The sequence below is a fragment of the Embleya sp. NPDC050493 genome, from assembly GCF_044458105.1.
Taxonomy (GTDB): domain Bacteria; phylum Actinomycetota; class Actinomycetes; order Streptomycetales; family Streptomycetaceae; genus Embleya.
Map to the genome: position 1 here is coordinate 46,612 of NZ_JBITHP010000019.1, position 21,997 is coordinate 68,608.

General features: G+C 71.4%; 16 protein-coding genes and 1 tRNA gene. 5 read left to right on the plus strand and 12 right to left on the minus strand.

Annotated features, from left to right (window positions below):
• Positions 1 to 47: 47 nt before the first annotated feature.
• From ACIBM5_RS30455 to ACIBM5_RS30475, 5 genes are read right to left on the minus strand one after another with little or no spacing between them, the layout of a single operon-like run.
• Positions 48 to 1,568 (minus strand): APC family permease, encoded by a 1,521-nt coding sequence (locus tag ACIBM5_RS30455; protein ID WP_396009754.1) that lies wholly within the window; start codon positions 1,566 to 1,568, stop codon positions 48 to 50.
• 1 nt (position 1,569) lies between these two features.
• Positions 1,570 to 2,547: a VlmB-like protein gene (locus ACIBM5_RS30460; protein WP_396009755.1), complete on the minus strand. Its 978-nt coding sequence runs from the start codon at positions 2,545 to 2,547 to the stop codon at positions 1,570 to 1,572.
• Between the two features lie 29 nt (positions 2,548 to 2,576).
• Positions 2,577 to 3,182 carry a flavin reductase family protein gene (locus tag ACIBM5_RS30465; RefSeq protein WP_396009756.1) on the minus strand — a complete coding sequence of 202 codons (606 nt, stop codon included), beginning with the start codon at positions 3,180 to 3,182 and terminating at the stop codon, positions 2,577 to 2,579.
• Positions 3,179 to 3,703 carry a hypothetical protein gene (locus tag ACIBM5_RS30470; RefSeq protein ID WP_396009757.1) on the minus strand — a complete coding sequence of 175 codons (525 nt, stop codon included), beginning with the start codon at positions 3,701 to 3,703 and terminating at the stop codon, positions 3,179 to 3,181. Before ACIBM5_RS30470 ends, ACIBM5_RS30465 begins: the two co-directional genes overlap by 4 nt.
• 29 nt (positions 3,704 to 3,732) lie before the next feature.
• Entirely contained in the window at positions 3,733 to 4,869 is a 1,137-nt protein-coding gene (locus ACIBM5_RS30475; RefSeq protein ID WP_396009758.1) for an acyl-CoA dehydrogenase family protein, read from the minus strand.
• A gap of 233 nt (positions 4,870 to 5,102) precedes the next feature.
• On the opposite strand from ACIBM5_RS30475, the gene ACIBM5_RS30480 reads away from it, so the two are divergent.
• Positions 5,103 to 6,128: a phosphatidylglycerol lysyltransferase domain-containing protein gene (locus ACIBM5_RS30480; protein ID WP_396009759.1), complete on the plus strand. Its 1,026-nt coding sequence runs from the start codon at positions 5,103 to 5,105 to the stop codon at positions 6,126 to 6,128.
• 54 nt (positions 6,129 to 6,182) lie between these two features.
• Positions 6,183 to 6,383 (plus strand): hypothetical protein, encoded by a 201-nt coding sequence (locus tag ACIBM5_RS30485; RefSeq protein ID WP_396009760.1) that lies wholly within the window; start codon positions 6,183 to 6,185, stop codon positions 6,381 to 6,383.
• Here the strand turns inward: ACIBM5_RS30485 and ACIBM5_RS30490 are convergent.
• Positions 6,357 to 7,877, minus strand: a complete 1,521-nt coding sequence (locus ACIBM5_RS30490) for an MmgE/PrpD family protein (protein ID WP_396009762.1) — start codon at positions 7,875 to 7,877, stop codon at positions 6,357 to 6,359. The two genes, ACIBM5_RS30485 and ACIBM5_RS30490, sit on opposite strands and share 27 nt — an antisense overlap.
• On the minus strand, positions 7,874 to 8,827 hold the full coding sequence (locus ACIBM5_RS30495; protein ID WP_396009763.1) for a diacylglycerol/lipid kinase family protein: 954 nt from the start codon (positions 8,825 to 8,827) through the stop codon (positions 7,874 to 7,876). Before ACIBM5_RS30495 ends, ACIBM5_RS30490 begins: the two co-directional genes overlap by 4 nt.
• A 692-nt stretch (positions 8,828 to 9,519) precedes the next feature.
• On the opposite strand from ACIBM5_RS30495, the gene ACIBM5_RS30500 reads away from it, so the two are divergent.
• Together ACIBM5_RS30500 and ACIBM5_RS30505 are read left to right on the plus strand one after the other, a co-directional pair.
• Positions 9,520 to 10,290: a BTAD domain-containing putative transcriptional regulator gene (locus ACIBM5_RS30500; RefSeq protein WP_396009764.1), complete on the plus strand. Its 771-nt coding sequence runs from the start codon at positions 9,520 to 9,522 to the stop codon at positions 10,288 to 10,290.
• A gap of 103 nt (positions 10,291 to 10,393) precedes the next feature.
• Positions 10,394 to 10,486, plus strand: a tRNA-OTHER gene (locus tag ACIBM5_RS30505).
• 394 nt (positions 10,487 to 10,880) lie between these two features.
• Here ACIBM5_RS30505 and ACIBM5_RS30510 read toward each other — a convergent pair.
• The 5 genes from ACIBM5_RS30510 to ACIBM5_RS30530 are packed head-to-tail and all read right to left on the minus strand — an operon-like array spanning position 10,881 to position 21,146.
• Positions 10,881 to 11,855 carry an LLM class flavin-dependent oxidoreductase gene (locus tag ACIBM5_RS30510; RefSeq protein WP_396009766.1) on the minus strand — a complete coding sequence of 325 codons (975 nt, stop codon included), beginning with the start codon at positions 11,853 to 11,855 and terminating at the stop codon, positions 10,881 to 10,883.
• Positions 11,856 to 11,906: 51 nt separating this feature from the next.
• The gene (locus ACIBM5_RS30515; RefSeq protein ID WP_396009767.1) at positions 11,907 to 12,698 is read right to left on the minus strand and encodes a thioesterase II family protein; all 792 of its coding nucleotides are present in this window, start codon (positions 12,696 to 12,698) and stop codon (positions 11,907 to 11,909) included.
• The gene (locus tag ACIBM5_RS30520) at positions 12,695 to 14,323 is read right to left on the minus strand and encodes a long-chain-fatty-acid--CoA ligase (protein ID WP_396009768.1); all 1,629 of its coding nucleotides are present in this window, start codon (positions 14,321 to 14,323) and stop codon (positions 12,695 to 12,697) included. Before ACIBM5_RS30520 ends, ACIBM5_RS30515 begins: the two co-directional genes overlap by 4 nt.
• Before the next feature lie 30 nt (positions 14,324 to 14,353).
• Positions 14,354 to 20,794 (minus strand): SDR family NAD(P)-dependent oxidoreductase, encoded by a 6,441-nt coding sequence (locus ACIBM5_RS30525; protein WP_396009769.1) that lies wholly within the window; start codon positions 20,792 to 20,794, stop codon positions 14,354 to 14,356.
• Positions 20,784 to 21,146 (minus strand): acyl carrier protein, encoded by a 363-nt coding sequence (locus ACIBM5_RS30530; RefSeq protein WP_396009770.1) that lies wholly within the window; start codon positions 21,144 to 21,146, stop codon positions 20,784 to 20,786. The genes ACIBM5_RS30525 and ACIBM5_RS30530 overlap by 11 nt, the downstream gene beginning before the upstream one ends.
• 403 nt (positions 21,147 to 21,549) lie before the next feature.
• Here ACIBM5_RS30530 and ACIBM5_RS30535 point away from each other — a divergent pair, with 403 nt between their 5' ends.
• Positions 21,550 to 21,930, plus strand: a complete 381-nt coding sequence (locus tag ACIBM5_RS30535) for a nuclear transport factor 2 family protein (RefSeq protein WP_396009772.1) — start codon at positions 21,550 to 21,552, stop codon at positions 21,928 to 21,930.
• The last annotated feature ends 67 nt before the right edge of the window (positions 21,931 to 21,997 follow it).

Here is a 21,997-nt window from a genome sequence, read left to right on the forward strand (position 1 = left end):
GGCCGGTCCTTTCGCTTCGCTACACGGTGTGCGGTGCGCCGACCCGGTCACTGCGCCGTCGGGGCGAGGCTGCCGGCGGCATCCGTCGGGCGCGCATCCGGTGCCGGTGCCGCCGTGGTCGGATCGAGGGCCGGTCCGGCCGGCTCGGGCATGCCGCCCAGACGCGCGTACCGTTCCGGTCGGGCCACGCGCAACCGGTACGCGAACCCGATGCCGGCCGCGGTGACCGCGGGCAACAACCAGGGCAGCGCGGTGACCACCGGATTCGTGGTCCCGGTCAGCACGTCGAAGTTGGACACCACGAGCACGGCCGCGGCGGTCAACCCCACGGCCCCCAGCACGGGCGCGACCACGGTCTGCCACCGACCCTCGCGGCGGCGCCGGAAGTAGCCCACCACGGCCACCGACGCCAGCGCCTGGAGCAGGATGATGCCGAGCGTGCCCAACCCCAGCATGGCGGTCGACATGTTCACGTACGGGTCCAGGCCGGCGGCGGCGAACGCGACCACCACCACCGCGCTGAAGCCGCTCTGCACCAGGCTCGCCCGATGCACCGACCCGTGCCGCCCGTTCGCCGCGCACAACCGGGCCGGCAACAGCCCGTCCCGGCTCAGCGCGTACATGTACCGGTTGGCGGCGTTGTGCAGCGCCAACCACGCGGCGAACAGGCTCGTGCACAACAACACCTGCATGGTGACGGTGGCCGGGTGCCCGAGATAGCTGTCGCCGAGCCGGAAGAACAGGTCGCCCAAGTGCTGTTCGGCCTCGGTGCGGACGCGGCCCGGGCCCACCGCGCCGACCGCGACCCAACTGGTGAGCGCGTAGAAGGAGGCGACCACCACCACGGCGATCACGGTGGCCCGCGGCACGCTGCGCCGCGGCGCCTGGGCCTCCTCGGCGTACAGGGCCGCCGACTCGAAGCCGAGGAACGACGCGAATCCGAACATCACCGACACGCCCAGCCCCGGGGCGACCACATGATCCGGGGCGAAGGAGGTGAGCGGCAGCGAGGCCGTGCCGTGCCGGCTCAGGATGGCGATGTCCAGCGCGAACAACATGGCGATCTCACAGATCATGCACGCGGACAACAATCGCGCGCTGAACTCCGCCTCGCGGTAGCCCAGCGCGCCCACCACGAGCAGCCCGACGAACGCCCAGACCTCCCACGGCAGATTCAGCCCGTGACCGGCGGCCACGTCCTGGGTGAAGTAGGCGAAGGCGCCCAGGACCCCGACGGTGGCCGCGTTGTACGCCAGCACCGCCAACAATCCGGCGCCGGCCGCGATCGGACGGCCGAGGCCGTGCGCGATATGCGCGTAGAAACCGCCCATGTTGCTGATCCGCCGAGCGATCGCGGCATAGCCCACGGAAAAGCACAGCAGGGTCACACCGGCGAAGACGAACATGGCCGGGACCCCGGGACCGGTGCCGATGGCGAAGGACAGCGGGACGGTGAACACCATCGCGGCCAGCGGGGCGGCGGCCGCGATGATGATGAACACGATCTTCGGCGTGGTCAGCGTGCGCCGGAAGTCGCGGCCCGGCGCGTCGGGTGCGGAACCGGTCATCTCAGGTCAGCCGCAGGATCTCGACGGCTTCCGGCAGGCCCATGTACGCCAGGCGGATCGCGGCCATCTCGTCCGTCCAGCGCTCGGCCCTCGCGTAACGCTCCTCGGCGTCGGTGTCCACCAGCCGAGTCCCCGGCCACACCTGGTAGTCGCCCACCAGATCGGCGTGTTGCCGCAGGCCCTCCTGGAACAGGTGCTCGCGGACCATGATGTATTTCCGGTCCGGAATGGTGTCCCACAACGACCGGCCGCGCCGGATCACGTGCAACAGCCGATCGTGCGACTCGGGATGACGCAGCAGGTGCTCGCGCACGATGGAACTGCCCACCGTCAGATGGCGGATCTCGTCGATCGCCGCCCCTCGGGCGATCGCCGCGGCGGCCGGGTCGAGCACACACCACTTGCGTTCGCTCAACTCGGCCGCCGGCGCCAACACACCCTCGATGACGATGGTGAACACCGCGACGCCGCCGATGAAGTCGCCCTCGTCGCGCACCGTGCGCACCGCGAAGTCGAGGATCGGGTCCAGCACGTCGTGCCGGTAGTCGGTGGTCAACTCGTCGATCGTCGCGTGCAGGTCGGCGGCGGGCACACCCATCTCCACCAGGTGCCCGCGAAAAACCATCGAGTGCCGGGCCTCGTCGATCAACTGGGTCGCGAAGAAGTCCAGTTCGGCGACTCCGGGCGCGCCGGCCACATAGTGCGCCAGCGCCCGGGTGCCCTGCTCCTCGGCAACCGAGCGGCAACCCAGCTCCAACAGTTGCGCATCGCGCAACGGGCCGTCCACGCACATGTGTTCCGGCGTGGGCTCGGCCGCGGTGTGCCCGGTCCGCACCCGGTCGCGCAACGTGCCCTGGGCGACCCCGCGCAGCCAATAGGCCAGGCCGCACTGCTCGGCGGTCAATTCCAGGTTCATCGCGCCGTCGAGCAGACCCGGCGCGGTATCCCAATCGGTCTCGGGCGGTATGGACGTTGCCATGACGGGAACTCCCGGTTCGTGAGGGTGGCTCAGTCGAGGGTGGTCGTGGTGTCGGCGCGCCAGCCCTGCCGGCGGCGCACCCCGTGGAACTCGACGTCGTGCAGCCGGCCGGCGAAGCCGATCAGCGGCCGACCCGACCCGGCGCGGGCGTACACGATCTCCGCCACCAGCAGGTCCTCGCCCCCGCCGAGCGGCATGTGATTGCTCAACCGGCAGTCGAACCACGCCAACGCGTCCACCAACAGCGGGATGTCGGTGCCCGGATCGAGCTCGGACCGGACCAGGTCGAACTGGGCGAGCCCGGCCGGCCGGCGCGGATTGGCGAACCAGTCGGCGAGCAGGGCCTGGCGCGAGGAGAGCACGTTGACGAAGAACCGGCCGCTGCGCCGGATCAGTTCGGTCATCGGCGAGCCGCCGCGCAGGCACACCCCGAGCCGCAGCGGCTGCTGGGAGAGCACCGTGGTGGTGGAGACCGTGGCGCCGTGCGCCGACTCCCGGTACGCCGAGGTCAACACCGCCACGCCGGTGGGCAGCAGCCGCGACATCTCGCGCAACTCGCGCGCCCGATCGCCGCCGGGCCGGGGCCGATCGGCGATGCCGACCGTCGGCTCCGGGCCGGCCGACCCCGCGCTCATCGGCTCGGCCGGGCGACGGAGGCCGCCGCCGGGGTCGATGCCGGCGCCGACGCCGCTCCCGGCTCGCCGCCCGCGCGGCCCTTGCCGAACAACCGCCGCGACAGCCGGGCGAAGTCCTCGTCCGGGACCGGCTCGAACGGCAACGCGAACGGCTTGAGGAAGTTGCCGAACACGCCTCGATCGGCGAACAGGTGGATGGGGACGGCCAACAGCGCCCACTCCGCGCCGCTCACCCAGATCCACACGCCGATCACCGCCGCCTGGGTGATCAGGCTGTGCATGGTGTTGTAGGCGATGTAGTAGCCCTTGGGGATGCGCCCGGTGGAGCTGCGCCGGAAGGCGATCGCCCCCGGGATGTAACCGACGAGGTCGATGTAGACGAACAGCAGGACGGCCGGCAGCCAGCGCACGTCGCCGCTGTGCGCGATGAACAGCGCCAGCGAGACGCCCAGCCCGACCAGGTATTCACCGCGGTGGAGGCGGAAGGTGGTGGGGGACTCGAACACGTTGACCTGATCCATCTGAACTCCACTGGTCGAGGGTGCCGGGCTCAGATCCGCAGCGGTCCGCCGTTGAAGTACTCGACGAGGTGCGGCGAGGACGAGGTCCGGCCGGGCGGGTGGAAGGCCAAGGGGTGCAGGGCCGAGGACAGGTAGGCGATCTCCGGCGACTTGATGAAGGCGATGCCGCCGAGGAGCTCCACCGCCTGCTCGGACACCGCGGCCAGCGACTTCTGGATGGCGAACCGGGCGGTCAGCGCCGCGGCGACGGATTCCTCGCCGGTGACGCCGTCGCGCAGCGCCCGGGCGGTGCCCTCGGTCAGGCCGACGGCCGCCTCCAGTTGGATGCCCAGCGCCGCCCGGTCGGTGACCGTGCCGCGCTCGCGCTGCATCACCGACTCGGTCAGCGCCGACGCCGCGCCCACGTAGGCGGAGGTGATCAACAGCTCGAACCAGACGAAGGTGGCCTCCTGGAGGTCGTCCAGCCGGCCGGGATCGTCCGCCGTACCCCGGATCACCAGGTGCTCGGGCACGTGCACGTCGTGCAGTCGCACCTCGTCGCTCTGTGCCGCGGCCAACACCGGGCTGTCCCAGAACGGGTGCACCGAGATCCCGGCGGAGTCCGCCGGGATCAGCAGCACCGCGAGCGAGGTCCGGCCGTCCGCGTCGGGCACCGTGACGCTGGCCGTGAGCAGGTCCATCGAGCGGGAGAGGCTGCACGGCTTCTTCGCGCCGTTGACGACGAACCCGTCCGCGACCGCCTCGGCGGTCACCGACGGACTGAGGATGTCCTGCTGGGTGCGCCCCTCGGCCCAGCCCGAGGCCAACAGCATGCCCTCGGGTGCGATCCGGGCCAACAATCGCTTCTGCTCCGGCGTCGGCGGCACCACTCGATCCGCGAGGGCGAACAACATCGCCACGGTGAAGTTGTGCATGGTGGCGCCGGCCGCCAGCGAGGGCGAGTACGCGCCCAGCGCCCGGGTGACCCGGACGGCGTCCAAGGCGTCCGCGCCGACGCCGCCGTAGGCCCGGGGCACGAGCAGAGCCGCGCCGCCGTGCTCCTTGAAGATGTCCACCACGGGACTGTCGCGCGCCTCGCGCTCGGGCATCGGCAGCGCGTCCAGTGCCTTCAGCAGGCCGGGATGATGACGTTCGCAGGTGTCGCGGGCGATGTCGAGAGAAAGCATCCGGGGTCGCCTCCGGTATTTGAAGGGAATGCCGTGGGCCCACCGTCACACGACACTCTGACTGCCTCCTGACATCATTCTGATGACGCGATATCCGGCACCGAAGGCGGTGTTCTGACACGGCGATGACGCCGGACTGACGGCCGGCCGACAAACTCGCTCCGGCATTGCGTGCGGCGATGCTCCGCATCATCATGAGCGATGGATCGTGACGCCACGGGCAGGGAGACCCCATGACACAGGGAATGACACAGGGAACAGTGACGGAGGCGGCACACGCCTCGGCGGAATACGCGCTGGAGGCGATTCGGAAATACACGCGCGCGGAAAACCCGAGTTCCTTCCTCGCGGTCAACAGGGGAAATTCGTATTTCACGCTGCCGGGCCGCCCGGGGATCATCGTCTACCGCAGCGCGGGAAAATACCTGGTCCAGTTCGGCGGACCCTTCGCGCCGGACGAGTCGTACGTGGACCTCATGCGGGCCTTCACCGAGTACGCCGCGGCCCGGGGTCGGCGCCAGGCGATCATCCAGCTCCAGCTGCACGACGCCCGCATCCACGCCCGGCACGGCTACACGGTGAACCAGGTCGGCGCGTCCTACGCCGTCGACCTGGGCGGCTTCACCGTCGCCGGGACCCGGTACATGCAGCTGCGCAACAAGATCTCGCGGGCCCTGCGCAGCGGCCTGACCGTGGTGGAGGCCGACTACGAGCAGTGGAAGGAGGGCGTCGCCGAGATCGACCGGCGCTGGCTCCCGCTCAAGGGCGAGGGCGCCCGTCCGCTGGAATACCTGGTCGGCCAGACGGGCGGCGACATGCAACGGCTGCGCCGGTTGTTCCTCGGGCACATCGACGGTGAGGCCATCGGATACGTCTCCTATTCACCCGTGTACGGCACGTACGAGGGATGGATGCACGACCTGAGTCGACGTCTGCCGGAAAGCCCGGCCGGTGTCATGGAGGCCTGCAACAAGGCGGCGATCGATACCTTCCGCGCCGAGGGGGTGCCCTGGTTGCATTTCGGCTTCACGCCGTTCACCACGCTGGAGGAAGAGCGCGAGGTGCCCGGCCACAGCCCGGGCTTCAAGTGGCTGATGCATTACCTCTGGGAGAATCAGGTCGTCTACCCGGCCTCGTCCCAGTTGGCCTACAAGGACAAGTGGAATCCGACCCTGGTCACCACGGAGTACGCGGGATTTCCGGACGGGGCGAGCGCGGAGGGGTTCGTCAACATCTGGCGGGCCGCGAATGCGATGTGACGAGCAAGCGAACGAAGCAATGGTGATCCGGACCGACGGGAGATGCGGATGTCGATGAGCGCGAGTACGCACACGGATGTCGAGAAGAATTCGATCGAGGCAATGCAGGCACAACTGACCGAGGGCTTCCTCGCGTTGTGCGCGGACCCGGACGACGCCGAGGCGGCCGGCCGCGCGGACGGCGCGCTGCACGCGCTGGACGTACTGCTCGCGCCGGACGCGGCAGGCTCACCGGCCGACGGCCCGTTCCAGTAGCGCGCGCAGCCGGGTCGGGTCGGTCCGCGCCAGCCCGGGCCACTGCCGGGTCACCGCGGCCGGCCCGCCCGCGGCATGGAACTTGGCGGCGATCAACTCCCGGTGCCGGGAACGCAGTTCCGGGCCGAGGCCACCCCGGGGAATGCGGTACTCGCGGATCAGCACCCGGCCGTCGCGCAGTTCGACCCGCACCCGGGCCGGCGTCGGCTTCTCGGCCGCGGTGAAGTCCCGGGCCGGTGCGCGCGATGCGGGAGCCAGATCGAGCAACTCCGCGCCGCCGAACTCCGCGAGCCAGGCCCGCCCCGCAGCGCCCGCCTGCCGCAGCGCCTCCCCGAACGGCGCGTCGCCGGCCAGGAGTTCGCGGGTCATCTCGGGGTCGTGCACGAGTCGCACCTTGGCCGCCAGTCGCCAGCGCTCGGGTGCGTCGACCCGGGGCGCGGCGAAGTCCTCGATGACCAGTTGCCCGGTCAACAGCGCGGTGGCCACCGGGTAGGGGGTATCGAGCACCAGCGCACCGATCGGGGTGCGCGGCCCGTCGAGATAGGGCCGGGCCTTGCGGGCGGCGAAGAGCGTGTAGACGGAGCACTCCACGATCACCTCGCGCACGTCCTCCACCGCCCACGTGCCCAGGTCGGTGTGCAGGTCGACGGCGCAGTCGACGGCCGCGTCGATGCCGGGACCGCCGGGGTGCAGCTTGAACGAGAGCGTCTCCGTGTGCCAGCGCCGACCCAATCCCAGGCTCGGGGCATCCGGCAGCGGCACGGTGGCGAACCGGGCGAGGAAGCCGTCGGGATGCTCGACGATGTCGGCTGCGCCGTGCAGGCCGCCGGCCGCGGCGTCGCAGGCGTCCAGGCCCATCCGGACGGCGACCGGGACGTGCAGCAGTCGGGCGTCGCCGGCGATGAAGCCGCGCAGCAGGGTCCACGGCGGCGCGCTCAGGGCCAGTGCGAGGGCGTCGAGCCAGCGTCCGGCCGGGGCCCGTTCGCACGCGAGTCGGCCGGCGACCGCGCCGACGACGTGGGTGTGCAGCGCGGTCTGGCCGCGGAAGGGGCCCAGGGTGGCCGCCGAGGTGATCCGCGCGGCGCATTCGTCGGCCAGGATCACCGCGCGCAGCAACTCGGCGCCGGAGAGCCCGAGAGCGTGTGCGTAGGCGAGCGGGACGCCCACCGTCGAGGGGCCCAGGTGGCCGGCGTAGGCGGTGTCGTCGAGATTGAGCCATGCACCGACCCCGCCCAGGACGCGCGCGGACTGCGCGGTGTCGGCCTGGAACGGGGCGCCCAGCGCGCGGACCAGGCGGTGGCCGTCCGGCTGCTGCAACCCGGTTCGGATCGCCGCGAGTTGGGAGAGCACGTGGGTGGCGGCGAGGTCGATCACGCGCTGTGGGACGTCGGACAGTTCCAACCCGGCGGCCCAGTGGGCCAATCGCTCCAGCGGCCCGCCGTCGCCCTCGGTCGGCGCTTCGGGGGCGGCCGCCTCGACCCGCCGGCCGCTCATCCGCCGGTCCGCTTCGGCGAGGCGAGCACGTGCAGCGCGCGGGGCAGCACGTCGACGGTGATGCTGCCGCGCTCGGTGGGCACCACCTCGCCGTCGTGTTCGAAATGCAGCGGCAGGCCGTCCAGTCGCTCCAGGGTGACCGATCGGCCGCGGGCATAGGTCGAGCCCGCCGAGTCGAGATGGCCGCCGGTGCGCATCAGTTCCAGTGCCGTCTCGGCGGGGGTGTCGGGGTCCAACACGCACACGTCCAACAGTCCGTCGTCGCGGATCGACCGGGGGAGTACGTTCAGCACGCCGGCCCGGTGCCGTCCGCCGCCGACATTGGCCAGGATCGTGCGGCCCGACTGGACCACCGTCCCGTCCACGAGCACCCGGCCGGGATAGGGCCGATAGGTGCGCAACGACTCGGCGATGGCCTGTTGGTAGCGCGGGCGCCCGGCGATGGGCGAGGACCTGGCCCGGGCGGTCGCGTCGGCGAACAGGCCCGTGCTCAGGCCCAGTACGACCAGCCGATCGGGTTCCGCGAGCCGGGCCAGGTCCAGGCGACGGTGCTCGGCCTCGCCGGCGAGTACGGCGTGCAACGACTGCCACCACGGGACGTCGTCCCACAACGAGCGGTAGTTGGAATTCGCGGTGCCGCCGGGCAGGACGGCCAATGGGGGCGGTGCGGCGGTCCCGCCCCCGACCAGGCCGGCCACCACGTCGCGCAGCGTCCCGTCGCCGCCGATGGACACCACCAGGTCGGCGCGCTCGGCCCCGGCCGCCAGCTCGGCCGCCAACGCCGTGGCGTGTCCGGGGTGTTCGGTGGGCGCGACCCGCACGTCGTCCGAGTGCTCCCGAAGGATGTCGGTGACCGCCGAGAGATACTCGGCGGTCGTGGAGCCGGCCCGCGGGTTGAAAATGATTACGATGTTGGGAAAGCGATTTCCGTGAGTCCCGAACTCGTCCAAGGCCGGTCCACCGCCCGTTGTCTCGCCGTTAACCATTTCCGGATGCGGGGCCTGGAGATGATCCCTCGACGCCTTCACCGGCCTGTCGGAATACACACTGCGCGATGGGTCTGATCTCGCTCTGACACGGTTCTGACCGCGGTCGGGCGCGACGCTTCTTGATCCGCGGCATTCCGGTGCCAAGATCGGAAAAGTCGGTGCGTCCGACTTCCGGCAAATGATTCGTAAATACTCTTGTAGGTATGGCAGGGTAATGTGCAACGATTCTGCCGATGACTGCCGATCGGTCATGGATCGGGGGTGATCAAAAAGACGAGCTGATATGTTTGGGCCAACCGATGACCGGTGCTGCGTCTTTGACCATCGGGGGTATGAGATCTCGGCGCGGGGGATGAAGATCGATTTTCTGGCGTTTAAAATTTGTCGCATGATTGCGAAATGCCCGATGTCGACGTCTTTTTGACGTTTGGTCGGCTCGGGCTCGGCCGCGGTGCGGGCGTGGGGAACACAGTCGCGCCGTCGGCCCGGGGGTACGGGGGACTCGCTGTTGTACGACCGGGTTGCCGTGTGCTCCGCCGGGCCGGGTGGCCGGAGGGGAATGGCGTGCGCCGCTTTCGGCGGCGCGCTTTCGCCTTCCCGGCGGTTGATTGCCCGGTTCGTACGATTCAGGGTGTGGATGCGCAGGAGGCGTGATGCTTACCTTCCAGCTGCTGGGAGCCATCGGGGCAAGATCGGAAAAGGGGGAATTGCGATTGTCGGGGACGCTCCAACGAACCCTCTTGGCCGCGCTGCTGATAGCCGAAGGGAGTCCGGTATCGAGAGGCGGCCTGATCGACGAAATGTGGGGGAGTAGCCCTCCGGTTGTGGTCGAGAACGCCATCCAGGCACACGTCAGTCGACTTCGCCGCAAGCTCGCGGCGCTCGAGGACGATCCCGAGAAAACCAGGTTACTCACCGAGCACGCGGGATATCGCCTCATTCTGGACGGCGCGACGCTCGATGTGGCGGTCTTCATCCAGGAATACGAGCGGATCAAATTCGGCAATCTCCCGCGCGGCGTGGCGGCCCGGGAAATACGCGGTGTCCTCAAGATTTGGCGGGGACCGGTCTACGGCGGCTCGCACGTGGGTCAGGCGTGTCAGGCCGCGGCCGCGCGCTACGAGGAGACCAGGCTCGCGTTGCTCGAGTTCCTCTTCGACTGTGAGCTGGAGAACTTCGAGCACCGGCGGATCATCCCGGAGCTGCAGACCCTCCTGGTCGAGCACCCCTACAACGAGCGCTTCCGCCAGCAGCTGATGGTCGCGCTGTACCGCTGCGGCCGACAGACCGACGCGCTCGACGTCTACCGAGGGTTGCACATCCAACTGTCCGAGGAACTGGGGCTGTCGCCGTCGCCCATCATGCGGGACTACGAACGGGCCGTGTTGGAACAGGACCCCTCGCTGCACGTGCGGTCCACCTGAGGACGGGCGCGGACGTCATCGCGATGTCAGTGCCCGGTCAGCGGGGGCCGGCACAGTGGAACACGTGAACGGCACCGAGTCCCCGGGACTCGGGTCGGGATCGGGAGAGGTGCCCGGAGCGGCTGATCGGGGACCGAAGGCATTGCCGAGGTCGGATTCCACGGAGTCCACGCAGGTTCGAATCCTGCCCTCTCCGCACACGCAGAACCGGGCCGAAGGCCCGCCGCCGGCGTCACCGCCGATGCGGGGCCCGGAGCCGGAGACCCGTCGCGGTCGGCACGGGCCGGCGACGCAGGCACCCCACGAGGCACCGCGGACCGACGAGGCCGGCGCGCGACCCGCCCGCGCTCCGCGGATTCCGGCCGGTGCGTTGTCGGCCGGTCCGCTTTCGACCGGGCCATCGTCGCCCCCCGGTCCGCCCTCGGCCGGATCACCTCCGACCGGTCTGCTTTCGGCCGATCCCCTTCGGCCGGGTCTGTGCGCATCCGCGCCGCCAACCGTTCGGGTGGGTCGACGCCGATCGCCCGTGCCCGACCCGCGCACGCATGCGACGGGCCGACCACGGGCGACGGGAAACGCCACCGGCAGGGTCACCGGTGAATCGCCGGCAACACCCGCTCGGCGATCTCCTCGAGCTGTCCGGCGGGCTCCAGCGAACCGACCCGGATGACGATGTGCCGGGCCCCGGCCCGGACGTAGCCGGAGAGCCAGTCCGCACACTTGGCCGCCGAACCCCAGCCGTAGGCCTGGATCCGCGCCATCTCGGCCAGCGAACGCCGGTAGTAGCGCTGCGCGTAGTGCTCCAACTCGGCCTCCGCCGCGGCCTCGTCCCGGTTCACGTTGACGGTCGCGTACAACCCCGGGGTGACCGCGTCCGCCGGCCGCCCGGCCTCCCGGACCAGCTTCCCGATCTGCTGCCACGCGTGTGCGTAGGCGGAGACCGAGGGCAGGTACGGCAACCAGCCGTCGTAACGCCGGGCCACCCGGCGCAGCACCGCCGGCGTGTCGCTGCCGGCCAGCCACAGCGGCGGCCCGCCGATCCGCGCCGGACGCAGCAGCAGGTCCAGGTCCGCGGCCTGCAGATGCCGGCCGACGAAGTCGGTCCGGGCGCCGGGTTCGCCGCTGCTCCAGGCCCGGCGCCACAGGTCGACGATCTCGTCCAGGCGGCCGGCCCGCCCGGCGTAGGCCGCCCCGACGGCGGCGAACTCCCGTTCCGTCTCCGGGATCGGGAAGCCCGAACCCAGGCCCAGGGTCAACCGGCCGGCGGCCACGTGGTCCACGCTGGTGATCAGGTTCGCGCCGATCAACGGATGCCGCAGGGCCGGGGTCAGCGCCGCGGTGCCCAGGCCGATCCGATGGGTGGCCGCCGCGGCGGCGGACAGCACCACCAGCGGATCCAACCGCGCCCGGGCGATCAGCGAGTCCCCGGCCCACAACGAATCGAAGCCGAGCAGCTCGGCCCGGACGGCGAAGTCGATCAGCGGGCGGGCGTCCAGGGCACCGACGATGGCCTGTTCGCGGGTCGGCAACAGGATCCCGAAGTGGGGCAGGGCAGAGCGGGGCATGGTGTGCTCCTTGACGGGTACCGGGACGGCGGTCGGGCCGGCACGCGCGGATCAGCCGCGCGCGGCGGCCTCCAGTCGGTAGAGGTGACCGCAGAAGTCCTGGGTGATCGCTTCCACGTGGGTGTCGATGAAGAAGTGACCGCCGGGGTATTCCCGGTGCCCCAGATACTGCGGGCTGCGCGGGATCCAGGACTCGAACGCGTCCTCCTCCTCCTGGAGTCCGTCGCTGCGACCGCCGTAGGACACCAGCGGACACGGCACCAACGCACCGAGGTCGACCCGCTGGGCGGCCACCGACAGGTCGGCGCGCAGGGCGGGGATCACCATCGCCAACATCGCGGGGTTGTCGTAGATCTCGGCCGGGAACGAACCGAGTCGCTTGATCCAGGAGACCAGTTGCTCCTCGGGCATCTCGATGTGCTCGTCCGTCGGGCAGAAGAATCCGGTCGGCGCCCAGCCGGACATGCCCACCATGAGCGGTCCCGGTACGCCGTCCCGCTCCATGCGCACCGCCAACTCGTAGGCCAGTTGCGCGCCGAGGCAGTGTCCGAAGAAGGCGAACGGGCGGTGGTCGGAGGCGCCGAGCACGGCCTCGTACAGCCCTTCCACCAGGGGCTGCCACTCGGTGTACGAGGTCTCGCCGCGGCGCTCCTGGCGGCCCGGCAGGGTCACCGCCTGGGCGCCGATGTCGGCGGGCAACACTTCGGGCCAGTCCCGGTAGATGATCGCCCCGCTGCCCGCGTGCGGGAACAACAACAGACGGATCCGGGCCTCGGGATCGGCCTCGGCGGGCTGAAACCACTGGCCCGGCCTGGACATCTTCCTGGCTATCGCGGTGCTCACCGTGAAGTTCCTTCCATTGCCTCGGTTGTCGTCGCAGACCGGTGGCCTGCGGTGTCCGTGTCCGGCACGGTCCGTGCACTCTCCAACCGCTCCCGGACCACCCGGCGCAGGATCTTCCCGGCGGGATTGCGCGGAAGTGCGGGCATGACGTGATAGGCGGTCGGGATCTTGTAGTCGGCGATTCGGCCGCGCAGGAAGAGCATCAACTCGCGCGGTGTGGCCCGCCGATCGGGCCGAAAGGCCACGCACGCGTGCACCGCCTCCCCCCAGCGGGCATCGCCGAGGCCGACCACCGCGCTCTCCGCGACGGCGGGATGCTCGGCGAGTTCCTTCTCGATCTCGGCCGGATAGATGTTCTGGCCGGCGACGATGATGGTGTCGTCGATGCGGTCGCAGACGTACAGGTAGCCGTCCTCGTCGAGGTAGCCGTTGTCGCCCATGTACAACCAACCGTCGCGCAGCGTGCGGGCGGTGGCCTCGGGGCGGTTCCAATACCCCAGCATGCGGGACGGGGTGCGGATGCAGATCTGGCCGATTTCGCCGGCCGGCAGCTCCCGCCCTTCGCCGTCCAGGATGCGCAGTTCGTTGCCCGGACACACCCGGCCGGCCGAGCGCAGCAGCGGACTGCCGGGGCGGTGGTCCGCCGGTGGCAGGCACACCGGCACGCTGGCCGTCTCGGTGCTGCCGTAGATCTGCACGAACTCGCAGCGGAACACCTCCAGACACCGGGTCAGCAGGTTGGTGGAGATGGGTTCGCCGCCGTAGGCGACCTTGCGCATCGACGCGAACGCCTCGGGGCTCGCCTCGCGTTCGTCGAGCATCATCCGCAACATGGCGGGCGCGGCGAAGGTGGTGGTCACGCCGAGCGTGCGGATCAGCCGGACCGCCTCCTGCGCGACGAAGGCACGCATGACCACATTGGTCAGACCGGCGTTGAAACCCTGCCAGAACCACGCGGTGCCCGCGGTGCCCAGGCCGGGCAGCGAGATCAGGTTGATGTCCTCGGGCAGCCAGTCCACCCAGTCCACACCGGCCGCACGCATCGCGGCGGGGAAGGTGAAGAAGCTGCGATGCGGCACCACGGCCCCCTTGGGCAGGCCCGTGGTGCCACTGGTGTAGATCTGCACCACCGCGTCCTCGGGATCGACCGCGGTGTCGGGGTCGGTGTCCGGCGCGTCCGCCCACCACGCGTGCAGACCGCCGCCGACCTCGTCGCCGCGGTCGATCCGCACGAGGTTCCTCAGCGCGGGCAGGGTGGGTTGTACCGGCGCGACCACCGGGTCGAACTCCCCGTCGAAGAACAGGAGTTGCGCGCCCGAGTCACGCAGGATGTGATCGGCCTCGCGCGCGGTCAGCCGCCAGTTGACGGGCACCAGCACCGCGCCGACCTTGGCGCACGCGAGCACGATCGTGTAGTAGTACTCGGACTCGCGGCCCAGCCAGGCCACCCGGGCGCCGTGCCCGATGCCGGCCGAACGCAGGCTGTGCGCCGCGCGGTTGCTCATGCGGTGCAGCTGCGCGTAGTCGATCCGGCGGTCCTGGCAGATGATCGCCGGGTGGTCGGCGCGATCGCGGGCATGTGCGGCGGACGTGGCGACCAGCGTCCATTGCCTGGCGTCGTCCATGGTCTCCTCCGAGGGTGATACGGCCCGGGGTCAGCCGGCCGGGGGCACGAGTTGTCCGTCGAGGAACTCGGTCAGCAGTTGCGGGGACGGGAAATCGAAGGCCAGCGAGGCGGGCAGCGGGATGCGGAAGGCCGACTCCAGACCGGTCTTGAGCTCCAGCGCCATCAGCGAGTCCAGTCCCAGCGCGACGAATTCGGTACTCGGATCGATCTCCTCCTCGTCCTCGGCGTGCAGCGCGGCGGCGACACCGGCAAGCACCACTTCGGCCACGGCGGCCCGGCGCTCCGACTCGGGCTTGGCGATCAGCGCGGCCAGGTCCAGACCGGTCCGGCCACCGCCCCGCTCCTCGCCGGCATCCGGACCACCGGCGCCGACCAGCCGGGCGTACAGCGCGTTGCGCAGCGGGCTCTGGGACAGGTACCGGTCCCAGTCCCACTCGCCGGCCACGTACTGCGTGTCCGGTCCGGACCACAGGCGGTGCATCGTGCGCAGCGCACGGGCCGGCGAGAAGTAGCGCATGCCGCCGCGTTCCAACTCCCGGGCGAGGTTGTCGCTCAACCGCGCGGACATGCCCACGCGCGACCACATGCCCCAGTTCGTCGCCCGCCCCGGCAGGCCCTGCCGGGTGCGCCACGCGATCAGGCCGTCCAGGAAGGCGAACGCGGCGGCGTAGTGTGCCTGGGTCGAGCCGCCGACCACCGCGGCGATCGAGGAGTGCACGATGAAGAAGTCGAGTTCGGGGCAGTCCAGGCTCGCCTCGTGCAACAGCCAGCCGCCGTACGCCTGCGCGTGCAGCTGTTCGTCGATGGCCTCCCAGCTCAGGTTGCCGATCAGCGCGGAGCCCGCGCTGCCCGCGGCGTGCACGATGCCGGCCAGCGGTACGCCGCCGGCGCGCACGTCGGCGAAGAGCCGATCGACCTCGTCGGCATCGCCCAGGTCCGCCCGGGCCACGGTGACCCGGGCCCGCTCGCGCAGCGCGGCCAGGATCGGGACCGCCTCCGGGGTCGGCCGCCCGCTGCGGCCGACCAGGACCAGGTGCCGGGCGCCGAGGTCGACCAGCCTGGTGGCGGTGACCAGGCCCAGACCGCCCAGACCGCCGCTGATCAGGTAGGTGCGATCCGGCCGGATCGGCGCGGCCCGCACCGGGTCGGAACGCTCGGATGCCACGGTCAGCACCGGTTGCCCGGCGCCCCCGTCGCGGCCCGCGGCGAGCGCCTCGTCGGCCTCGTCCAGGTCGAAGCCACGCACCCGGATCCGCGGCAGCTCACCGCGGCGCACCGACTCGACCACCGCCGGCAGCACCTCGGCGACCAAGCGGGTGCGCGCCGTCGCCGACAGCTCGGCCAGGTCGGCGGATCGATACATCGCATCGGGCCGCGCGCTCGCACCCGCGTCCGCGGTCGCCTGGATGCCCGGGTGCGCACCGCTAGCCGCTTGCGTGTCCGCGGCCGCCCGGGGGCCCGGGTGCGCACCCGTGGCCGCGTGTGTGTCCGCTTCCGCGTCCGTGGCAGCCCGGGTGTCCGCGTGCGCACCCGTGGCCGCTTGCCCGTGCGCTTCCGCGTCCGCGCCCGCCTTTGTGCTCGCGTCCGGGTTCGCCCGCGGACCGGGCTCGGCGCCGCCGACCACCACAAGTCGGCCACCCTCGACCAGGCAGCCCACGTCGACCGCCGTGCAGCCGCCGCCGAATTCGACGAACGCCGCGTCGACCCCCAGCCCGTCGGTGCGTCGCAGCACCTCGGTGGTCGGGTCGGCCAGGTCCGGCGCGAGTTCGTACCGCGCCCCCGTCGTCGACGGCCGGTCCGGGTCGTCCGGGTCGGCGAGGCCGATCACCTCGTACCCGGCCCGGACCGCCAACGCGGTCAGCGCCTGCCCGACCCCGCCGGTCACCCGGACCAGCACGACCGCCCCGGCCGGGATCCCGTCCAGGGCCCGCAGCGCGTGGTGGGCGGCGACATAGGCCGCGGGCAGCGCCGCCGCCGCGTGCGCGGGCACGTCGTCCGGGGCGAGCGCGACCGCCTCGGCCGGCACCGTCACCGTGCGGCGTACGGTGCCAGGGTGATGCGCGACCACCGGGTCGCCGACCGCGAAGCGCACGCCGGCGCCGACCGCGACGACCGTGCCGCTGCATCCGGAGCCCGGCACCGGCGCCGGATCGCCGGCCGCGGCCACCCGCAGGTCGTGCGGGTGGACCGCGGCGCTGTGCACCCGCAGTTGCACCTGGCCCGGCCCGGGCGCGAGATCCTCGGCGGGCACCGGACGCAGGTCCGCGGTTTCGCCGGACGCAGATGCGCGCAGTGCGAAACCGCCGTCCCATGAGGGGGTGCGCTCGCCGGGCAACAACCGGCGGGCGTAGCGCAGACCGTCGCGGTAGGCCACCTGGAAGTCGCCCACGTCGGCGGCGCGCCACTCGTCGGCCAGGATCGCGAGATCCGCGTCGGTGGGCAGGTCGAGCAGGGTGGCCCGATGCCGCGGGTACTCGTTGAGCAGGACGTGGCCGAACCCCCACAGCGTCGCCGCCGCGAGCTGTTCGCCGGTGCCCGGTCGGTCGCCCGGCAACCACTGCGCCCGCTCGGTGACCAGCCACAGTCGCGGCGCGCCACCGGTACCCGAGGCGGTCAGCGCGGCCACCGCGGACGACAGGTCGCGGTAGTTGCGTTCGCACTCGCGGCGCAGCCGGCCCGCGGACATCGGCTCGTCCAGCGCACGCCAGAACCAGCACACGTCGGTCACCGAGGAGTCGTCGAGCGCCCGGGCGAGCCCGTCGGGCCCCTCCGGGTGGGACAACCTGATGCCCGCCGTCGCACCGGCGGCGGCCAACCGGGCCGGGTCGGCGCCCAGGACCAGGACGTGCCGCTCGACCGATGCCGGGCCCGGCGTCGCCCGATGCCGCAACCAGCTCAGCCGGTGCAGGAACACCGGGCGCTTGTCGGGCGGTTCGGGCAGGGCGAGCCGCACGTCGCGCAGCTCGGCGACGGGCGCGTCGCCGTCCAGGAGCAGGAGGTCGACCAGTCGGCGGTCCGGACCGTCGGCATCGACGCGGGCGACCACCCGCAGTCGCTCGCCGCGCGGCTTGCGGAACAGCCGCACGCAGCCGAACCGCACGGGGGCGAATGCCGGACTGTGCGGGTCCGCGCCGACGGCGACCTGGAGCGCGCAGTCCAACAGTTCGATGGGCAACTGCTCGACGGCACCGGCCTCGCGACCGGTCAGCTCACCGGTCAGCACGCCGTCCCGATGCCGGTCGACCCGGGTCGTCAGGCGGTAGCGCGGGCCGTGCCGGCGGCCCACCGAGGCCAGGTCGGTGTACAGGTCGTCGGCATCGACGCTCTCCCGGATCGGGCCGGGCCGATCGGCCAGGGCCCGCAGCGCACGATCGGGACGATCGTCGTCCCGCGGTGCGGCCAGGAGCGCGGTGGCGTGCGTGCGCTCGTCCTCGGCCGGGCCGCTGACCATCTCGACCCGGGCGCCGCCGTCCGCCGACGGGACCAGCCGGGTGCGCAACTCGACGGTGCCCTCCTCGGGCAGCGGCAGCGGTGCGCCGATCTCCAGGTCGTGTACCGCGCCGTGGCTGTCGCCGTACACGACATCGCGCAGCGCCAACAGCAGTTCGACGTACGCGGCGGCGGGCACCACCGGGCCGTCCGGGCCCTGGTGGCCCGCCAGGCACGCGGGGCGCTCGGCGGTGTAGTCGGCGACGAACCGGCGGGTGCCGGCGGGGTCGTCCGCCGTGGTCGGGACCGGTCGGCCCAGCAGTGGATGCCACGCCGCTCCCGGCGCCGAGGCGCCGGCACCGCTGCCGGCCTTCCCGGCCACCGGCAGCCAGTACCGCTTGCGCTCGAAGGCGTACGTGGGCAACTGCATGCGCGCCGCCGGGCGTCCCGCGTGCACGCCCGCCCAGGACACCCCGATGCCGGCCGCGTACAGCTCGGCCAGGCCGCGCAACACGGTGTCGCCGTGCGGGTCGCGGCGTCGGACACTGGCCGCCCACCGGTGCTCCTCGGCGGTGATGCACCGCTTGGCCAGCGCGGTCAGCGCGGTCGAGGGGCCGATCTCGACGAAGGCATGCCGGCCGCGCTGCTCGACCGCCCGCACCCCGGCCATGAACAGCACCGGTTCGCCGATGTGCCGCACCCAGTAGTCGGCGGTGCCCAGTTCCGCGAACCGGCCCAGCGCGCCGGTGGTGTTGGAGATCAGCGGGATCTCCGGCGGCCGGAAGGTGATCCCGGCGATCGCCGAGTGGAACTCGTCGAACACCTCGGCCATCAGCGGCGAATGGAACGCGTGGGACACGGCCAGGGCATCCACCCGAACGCCACGGTCACGCAACTCGGCCACCAGTTCGTCGAGTTGTTCGCTGCCCCCGGAGATCGTGCACTGGTCGGGGGCGTTCACCGCGGCCAGTGCCAGATCGGTGCGCCCGGCCAGCAGCGGGCCGACCTCCTCGGCGGGCAGCGCGACCGCGGCCATCCCGCCGGGCTTGCGGACCGACTGCATCAGCCGGGCGCGCGCGGCCACCAGCGTCACCGCGTCCGGGAGCGAGAACAGGCCGGCCACCGCGGCCGCGGCGACCTCGCCGATGCTGTGCCCGATCAGCACGTTGGGCTGGACACCCCAGGAGATCCACAACCGGGCGAGCGCGTACTCGAAGGCGAACAGGGCGGGTTGGGTGTACCCGGTGCGATCCAGCAGCGTGTCGTCCCGGGCCCGACCCAGGATCAGGTCCCGGATCGACTCGGCCAGGTGCGGGGCGAACCGCGACTCGCACTCGTCCAAGTACTCGCGGAACACCGGGAACCGCTCGTACAGGGCGGCGCCCATGCCCGGATACTGGGCGCCCTGGCCGCCGAACAGGAAGGCGACCTTGCGTACCGGGGCGGCGGCGGGCCGGTCGTCCGGTTCGATCGCCGCGTCCAGAAGCTTGACCAGGTCGGCGCGGCTCTTGACGACGCCGGCCAGCCGGTGGCCCAGGTGGGCCCGGCCGACGTTGGCGGCGTGGCACAACCGGCCGAGGTCCGGTTCCGGGGTGCGGTCCAGGAACTCCCGGTAGCTCCGGGCCTGGCGGCGCAATCCGGCGGCGTTCTTGCCGGACAGGGTGAACACGGCCGTGGGCGGCGCGGGTTCGGGGAGCGGTGCGGCGGACGGCTCCGGGGCCTGTTCCAGCACGGTGGCCGCGATGGTGCCGGCGAAGCCGAAGCTGTTGACCACCGCGCGCCGGATCGGCGCCCGCCAGGGCAGGCACTCGGTGGGGACGCTGATCGGATACAGGTCCCACGGGATGCGGCGCGCGGGCTCGGTGAAGTTCAGGTGCGGGTAGATGGTGGCCGAACGCAGTTGCAGGACGGTCTTGATCACCCCGACGATGCCGGACGCCGGCTCCAGGTGCCCGATGTTGGTCTTCGCCGAGCCGACCACCAGCGGCGCCCGCGCGCTGTGCGAATCGGCGAACACGGCGTTGATGGCGCCCAGTTCGATCGGGTCGCCGAGCGGGGTGCCGGTGCCGTGCGCCTCCACGTACTGGATGTCGGCGGGCGTCAGTCGGGCCGCCGCCAGCGCGGTGCGGATCACCTGCTCCTGCGCGGGGCCGTGCGGCACGGTCAGGCCCGCACTGTCGCCGTCCTGGCCGATCGCGGTGCCGCGGATCAGCGCGTGCACGGTGTCGTGGTCGCGCTCGGCGTCCGACAGCCGCTTGAGCACCACGATGCCGCAGCCCTCGGCCCGTGAATAGCCGTCGGCCGACTCGTCGAACGTCTTGCAGCGTCCGTCGCTCGCGAGCATCTGGCCGTGCGAGAACATCACCATGAAGCTCGGGTGGTGCACCGCGTTGACCCCACCGCTCAGCGCGATCGTGCACTCGCGATTGCGCAGCGCCTGCACCGCCATGTGCAGCGCGCTGAGCGAGGACGAGCACGCGGTGTCCACACACACGCTCGGGCCGCGCCACCCCAGGAAGTAGGACAGCCGGCCGGACATCGAGAAGATCGTGCAACCCGCCGCCAGGTGCCCGTCCAGTTCCTCGTAGGGCAACGCGCCCATGTGCAGCGCGTAGTCGAACGAGCTGACACCCATGTAGACGCCGCCGTCGCCGCGCCGCAGCGGCGTGGGGTCGATACCGGCGTGTTCCAGCGCCTGCCACGCGGTCTCCAACACCATGCGCTGCTGGGGATCGATGTAGCGGGCCTCCTTGGGGGAGATGTTGAAGAACGGCGCGTCGAACAGGTCCAGGCGGTCCAGGAAACCGCCGCTGTGCGTGCCGATCCTGCCCCTCTGGTCCGGCTCCTGCGCACTGAAGGCCGCAACGTCCCAGCGGTCCTCCGGGATGGTCCGGATGCCGGACCGCCCGGCCCGCAGGAACGCGTCGAACTCGTCGGGGGACTCGGCTCCGCCGGGCAGGCGCAGGCCGATGCCGACGATCGCGATGGGCTCGTCGCCCGGTTCCCATCGGCGGTCGCTCGTGCGCGGGCTATCCGACATCACTGGTTTCCTTGGTTTCCGTGCCGGGCGGCCGCGAGTCGGCCGCGTGCATGATCGGTTCGGCGGGCGGTGCGGACAGGACGTCGGTCAGGTAGGCGACGAGCTGCTCCACCGTCGGGCGGCCGAACAGGATGGTGGCGTCGATGCCGATGTCCAGTGACCGCTCCAGCCGGGACCTGACGTCGTTGAGCCGAAGAGAGGTCAGGCCGAGGTCGAAGTAGCCTTGGTCGAGCGGCAGTTCCTCACCGTCGTCCATCAGCAGGATCTCCTTGAGGTATGCCACGACGAGGTCTTCCAGGGCGTCTCGGCGCTCGCGCCGACTCATCTCACGCAGGTGTCGACTGGTATTCATCGGCCACAGGTAAACAGCCGTTGCTGACGCCGGGCTGATCCAGGGCTGATGTGATTGCCGCCGCGCTCCGCCCGGTCGAACCGGCCCGGTCGGGTTCCGGGCGCGCGGATTTATTACCTCCCGGGTAGTGGACCCGGCTCTTCGCCCGCCGGCACGCTCGGATCGGCGAAGTGACGACGCGGCGGCGGCGCGGCGACGCGGAAGGCGACGCGGCGGCGGCACACCGGAGCGGAACCCACGAGCCGACGGCCCGATCCACGCAGATTTATTACTTCCGAGGTAATCGACCGGGCTCTCTTTCGGTACCAGGCTTGAGCCGTCGGGGCGTTTTCCGCCCCACGCGAGGCCGAACCCCCGTACGTCCTCGTATTCAAATCCCCGTGTGATCGTATGAGGAGTGCATGTGAGCGAGATCGAAGCGATCGTGGAAAAGTACGTCGCGACCTGGGCGGAGCCGGACGCCGAAATCCGGCGGAAGAACATCGCCGAACTGTGGGCCGAGGACTGTGTCTACAGCAACACCGCCACCGTGTATCGAGGCCGTGAAGGCATCGAGGAGGCGGTCACGGAAGCGTACGAGAACTTCGTCCCGAAGGGCTTCGGGTTCCGGGTCGCCAGGGTGGACGCCACCCAGGAGGCCGTGCGCTACCAGTGGGAGGTGGTCCCGGCGGCCGGCGGCGAGCCGACGATGACCGGTACGCAGGTGGTCACCTTCGACGCGAACGGCCGGATGGTCCGCGACCACCAGTTCATCGACAAGGTGCAGGCCGACCAGGCCGACTGAGCACTCGTCAACCGCCGCGCCGCGACCACCTCGCGGGATCGGGTGCGGTCGATCCTCGCGGCGCGGG